The organism is Bacteroidota bacterium (assembly GCA_018831055.1).
Classification (GTDB): Bacteria; Bacteroidota; Bacteroidia; order Bacteroidales; family B18-G4; genus M55B132.
The window spans coordinates 1-4,945 of the sequence record JAHJRE010000172.1 but is presented as its reverse complement, the minus strand read 5'-3'; the positions used below and the strand labels follow the sequence as shown (position 1 = coordinate 4,945).

The following is a 4,945-nucleotide window of genomic DNA, read 5'->3' as shown; positions in this document are numbered from 1 at the left end:
TGGTGTTCAACACAGGAACGGGGGCTGCGCTTTTATAACATACGGTACAGCCCATTGGCTGGCGCATCTGTACCTGAGCGTAAAATCTTATGTTGATAATTTGTATTTATTTGCTATCTTAGTGTGGGTATTCGCCAAAAGGCTGTACCGTTGGGTGTTATGTTAAATTGGCAGATTTAGAAGATGACATTGATTTTTCCCAACTTTTTCAAAGCATAAAAGCTGAATCTGAACAGCAACTAAAAGAAAAAGCACTGCGAAATAAAAGAATTAATAACAACCTTCTTAGCGTAAAAATCGATGAATAAAAATAGGAAAGCAGAAATAATCCCTTCCAAAATGGTTGATTTGGTATATACAATCCGTAATCAACGTGTAATGCTTGACAGGGATTTGGCTCAAATATATGAAACTGAAACAAGGAAAATAAATCAACAGGTGAAACGTAATGAAGCTCGATTTGGTGAGGGTTTTTCTTTTAAATTAAATGAGCAAGAATTTCAAGACTTAAGGGAAATCTTGAAATCACAAAATATGATCTCAAATTGGGGTGGTGTTCGTTATCCTCCGCGTGCTTTTACCGAGAAAGGAATTTATATGTTGGCTACTGTGTTACGGTCACCAATGGCCGATGAGGTCGCCAAACACATCATAAATACTTTTACTGAAACCAAAAAGATTTTGGCGGAAAACAAACATTTAAAGAAACGTATTGAACAGCTGGAGAAAGAAGCTTCGGCGAAGAATAGGGTTATTAAAACTTTACAATTAATTGCAATTGAATTAAATAAGAAATCTTGAGATCACAAAATGTGATTTCAAGTTAAAACAATACAATGGAAAATAAATTGGCATACGAAAATAGAATCATAGCATTTGTAGATATATTAGGCTTTCAGACTATACTGAATAAAACACAATTGAAGGATGCAGATGGAGGATTAGCTGATAATGAGAGTTGTATTTTCGATTTAAATAAAACTTTTGAACGCATCTCTGACCTGATGGGGGCTGAAGAAGAGCCTGAGGATGCAGTTCCATCCAGGCAAGTGACTCAGTTCTCTGATGCTATTGTAATATCTTTTAAAGTAGCTGAAAGTGAAAAGGAACTTCGATATTTATTTGAAGAGCTTTTATTTTTGCATATCGAATTGCTAAGACAGGAAATTCTCATAAGGGGTGGTATTGCATATGGTCCTTTAATACATACAGGTAAAGTACTTTTCGGGCCTGCAATGGTTCAGGCATATAAAGTTGAAAGCCTGGCAGCCAACAGCCCAAGAATAATTTTGCCAAAAAGTTTGACGGATATAAATAGTAAAATAAGTGAGAATATAAAAGGACAGGCTCAAAAGCTGGATGACCTGATAACCCTGGATGAGGATGACTTTTATTACCTCGATTATTTTGATAAATGCCAGAAGCCTGAACTGAACCTGTTTGTTAATGATGCTGAGTACATAAACCACCTTAAACAAACAAAAGAGGTAATACTGAAAGGATTAAAAAATATCCAGCCCAATATATACAACAAATACGGTTGGATGAAAACAAAGTGGAACCGGACAATCAAAAACAACCAATCTGCTAATCGTTTAGAATTACTTGTTAAAGAAAAAAGAAATGAATTACATGACTTTTTTAGCAATGCTAAACCAATCAAATCTTCAATGTAATCCTTATGAGTGTGTGGAAAGGATTTCTATTGACTGAAATAACAACAAGAATTGGCGATAGCTTACATGGCATTCCAAACTATTACACATAATGAAAAACCATATATCCCGAAAGTTTTAGGTACTAAGTCGTACAACAACACACAAGTAATTGGACAGCAAGTGATTAATTAAGCATGAGTACATTTAATAAAAATATCAGAAGCTTGACAGGTAAGTGCGTTGAAATGCTCAACGCCTCATATACTGAGCTGTCAACAATTTTATCAAGATTAACGATCGTTTTGCTTTTTCTGGCAGTTATTCCTGCATGTTTTTCCCAGGAATATTTTACTGCCGAGCAATGGAATTTCAGGATCATAAAGATCAGTGAACCCTATGTTTTCCAGGATGAGATCACCAGTTATACAGCCAGTTTCAATCTGGGCAACCGGGATATGCTGTTGCTGGAAATCTATCCTCGCGGCAGGGATTGTTTCAACGACAGCCTGTGCCTTATTATTGAGACCGAGCGCATCCTGGAAGATATAAAGAACCAGGATCGAAAGCGGTTTGATGGTTTGGAGAGACAGGACATGGAATTTCGGGTGAAGAACGGATTTAATAGTTCCCGTCACATTTACGCTTCAGCTTCGGAACATGCAGTTATTGATCTGTACCTGACGGAGGGGTTTGTGTATGCGCTTTCGTTAACAACAAAGCAGGATCCCTCGGCTTACATTGACGATATGGATTCGTTTGAGTTTCTGCGGGAACTAAAAGACCATGGCGCTCGCAAACAGGAATTCCAAAGGAAGAAAGATGCTATTGGGCCTTAGCAGTGGTAATGACTTTTCTTACACGGTACGGTTTTTTTTGCTGGGATTCGTAGTAAGTGCGCATCAGTATTTCAATCACAATACCGATCGTGATAAGTTGAATTCCGGCAATTAGCAGTATAAGTCCCAGGATAAGGAGTGGTTTGCCCCAGATATCGTATCCGAGAATTTTAAGAATAAGGAGGTATACATTGATTCCCAAACCACCCAGGAACAGGATAAGTCCGAAATTTCCGAAAAGGTGCATGGGTTTTTGCATGTATTTTTTAAAAAACAAAACAAGCAAAAGGTCGCTCACCACTTTAAAAGTCCTGTTTATACCATATTTTGATTTGCCCATGGTCCGGGGATGATGTTTCACGTCCATTTGCGTGATGGTGGCTCCTTCGAGGGAGGCAAGCACAGGAATGAACCTGTGAAGTTCACCATAGAGTCCGAGGCTTTTGGCAATATCGCTTTTAAAGACTTTCAACGTGCATCCGTAGTCTTTCATCTTGACCCCGGTGGAAGAGCGTATGATATAATTAGCAATGCGGCTGGGGATTTTCCGGAGGAACATTCCGTCCTGCCTGTTTTTCCTGATACCGGCCACCATGTCCCATTCTTCTTTTTCAGCCAGTTCAAGCATGGCAGGGATATCAGAGGGATCGTTCTGGAGGTCGCCGTCGATGGTAACAATATACTGACCTTCTGCGAAATCGATACCGGCGGAAAGGGCGGTGCTTTGACCATAGTTTTTCTGAAGTTCGATGATTTTCAGATCGGGACCGAGAACAGCCCGGAGTTCTTTCAGCGTGTTATCGGTTGAGCCGTCATCAACATAAACGATTTCGTATTCATATTCTTTCAGGCTGGATCTGATCTTTTCCACCAGTGGCCTGATATTTCCTTCCTCGTTATAAACACAAACTACAACAGAGAGCTTTAACATAGCAAATATTTTGATGGGGCGATTCCCGTTGGTAAATCCTGACGGGATACAAAAATAACCAATATCCTGTATCAGTATGAAATATCCATTCCGGAATCGCTGTTTCCCGGATCACCCATGTCGTCTTTTCTAAGCTGGAAATTATTGAATTTATAGGATAGAGTAAGCATAACCACCTGAGGTTCCATAGTAAAACGGGATCTTTCGTAAAAGACATTTTTCTCTGACGAAGTGATCTCATATTTCAGGGTGCCAAAGATATCTTTCACCTGAAGTACTGCGCTGAGGGACCGTTTAAGAAAGTCCTGCCGGATGGCGGCATCAGCCGTGAATGTGCCTTCCCGGGATCCCTGGGCAGTAACGGTAGGGCCCCGGTATGTTGTTCTGATTTCAAACCGCGTGGAAGATTTTAGTTTGACGCCGGCATTCATCCTTGTGTTCCAGGTAGTGGTGAATTCGTTGAGGGGTTCTCCGTTAAGTTCTCCGTCCAGTTCGTAATAATAAACACTTCCCATGAGATTAAGTGAAAGCCACTTTACTGCATCAATACTTATCATGGCTTCTCCTCCCAGTGAATGATCCTGATTCAGGTTTACAAAGGTATGAGTGATCACGGTGCCTTCGGAAGCTTCACTAACCCTGGATATTAAATTTTTAGTGTTTTTATAGAATCCTTCCAGGCTCATGAAGCTACCTTTCCACTTTTTAAGCCATCCCAGTTCAAAAGAGTTTATGTATTCCGGTTTAAGATCAGGATTGCCACGCCAACGGTTATTAGCATCCCTGTAGTAGGTGAACGGTTCAAGTTGTCTGCCTCCCGGCCGGTCGATACGGCGCGAGTAGCTGGTGTAAAGCTGGTGGTCTTTTTTTAATTTTCTGGAAATATGAAGGCTGGGGAAATAATCGGGCTGGTCAATCGTATAATCCAGCCCGGCTTGCTCCGATGTGATGACCCTATGGGTATATTCACCCCGCAGTCCGAGGAGGTACTCAAACCCAAATAGCTGATGTGAAAAAGTAAGATAGGCAGCATAAATATCCTGCCGGAATTTCATTTTATTACTGTAATCGGGAATTTCCGACGCCGGGATCTGTCCGAAGATATAATCCTCATTATCTTTTGAGTGATCGGTAAGCAGGCCGGCTTCGAGGGTTGCGTTATTACGGAATGGTTTGGTATAGTCAAGTTTATTTTGCATTTGCCGGGCGTTTTCCTTTTCCAGGGTGTTGATGTACCGGATCGGATCTCCCTGTTTATTCCAGCTGGCATCGGAGATCCATTCTTTTGTGTTTTCTTCATCGTTACCATCGCGGCCTGCAAGAAACACATTGATTTCCAGTTTTTGACCGAGTGTGTCGAGTTGTTGCTTAAAGTATAAGTCGGTAGAGAAGTATTTGGATCTTCTTGGGCCATCTTCCTCACTAAGGTAATATTGAACCGGGGTTGTATCGGGAACGATCCATTCTTTGCTCTCCAGGTGGCGGTCCCATCCGGAATTGAATTCACCATATCTTACTGC

The 4,945-nt window shown here is 40.9% G+C and carries 5 protein-coding genes; 3 read left to right on the top strand and 2 right to left on the bottom strand.

Annotated features, from left to right (window positions below):
• The first annotated feature begins 300 nt into the window (after positions 1-300).
• The 3 genes from KKA81_11265 to KKA81_11255 all read left to right on the top strand — a co-directional run bounded on the left by KKA81_11265 (position 301) and on the right by KKA81_11255 (position 2,494).
• Positions 301-801, top strand: coding sequence for an ORF6N domain-containing protein (locus KKA81_11265; protein ID MBU2651505.1), 501 nt, complete (start codon positions 301-303; stop codon positions 799-801).
• A gap of 35 nt (positions 802-836) precedes the next feature.
• Positions 837-1,676, top strand: coding sequence for a hypothetical protein (locus tag KKA81_11260; GenBank protein MBU2651504.1), 840 nt, complete (start codon positions 837-839; stop codon positions 1,674-1,676).
• 206 nt (positions 1,677-1,882) lie between these two features.
• Positions 1,883-2,494, top strand: coding sequence for a hypothetical protein (locus KKA81_11255; protein ID MBU2651503.1), 612 nt, complete (start codon positions 1,883-1,885; stop codon positions 2,492-2,494).
• Here the strand turns inward: KKA81_11255 and KKA81_11250 are convergent.
• The gene (locus tag KKA81_11250) at positions 2,481-3,425 is read right to left on the bottom strand and encodes a glycosyltransferase family 2 protein (protein MBU2651502.1); all 945 of its coding nucleotides are present in this window, start codon (positions 3,423-3,425) and stop codon (positions 2,481-2,483) included. The genes KKA81_11255 and KKA81_11250 overlap by 14 nt on opposite strands.
• A gap of 71 nt (positions 3,426-3,496) precedes the next feature.
• A partial coding sequence (locus tag KKA81_11245; GenBank protein MBU2651501.1) for an outer membrane beta-barrel family protein occupies positions 3,497-4,945 on the bottom strand: 1,449 nt, incomplete at its 5' end.

What these genes read in the sequence shown, in the direction of transcription:
- KKA81_11250 (MBU2651502.1), bottom strand. Translation starts at nt 3,425, where the DNA reads ATGTTAAAGCTCTCTGTTGTAGTTTGTGTTTATAACGAGGAAGGAAAT.
- KKA81_11260 (MBU2651504.1), top strand. Translation starts at nt 837, where the DNA reads ATGGAAAATAAATTGGCATACGAAAATAGAATCATAGCATTTGTAGAT.
- KKA81_11265 (MBU2651505.1), top strand. Translation starts at nt 301, where the DNA reads ATGAATAAAAATAGGAAAGCAGAAATAATCCCTTCCAAAATGGTTGAT.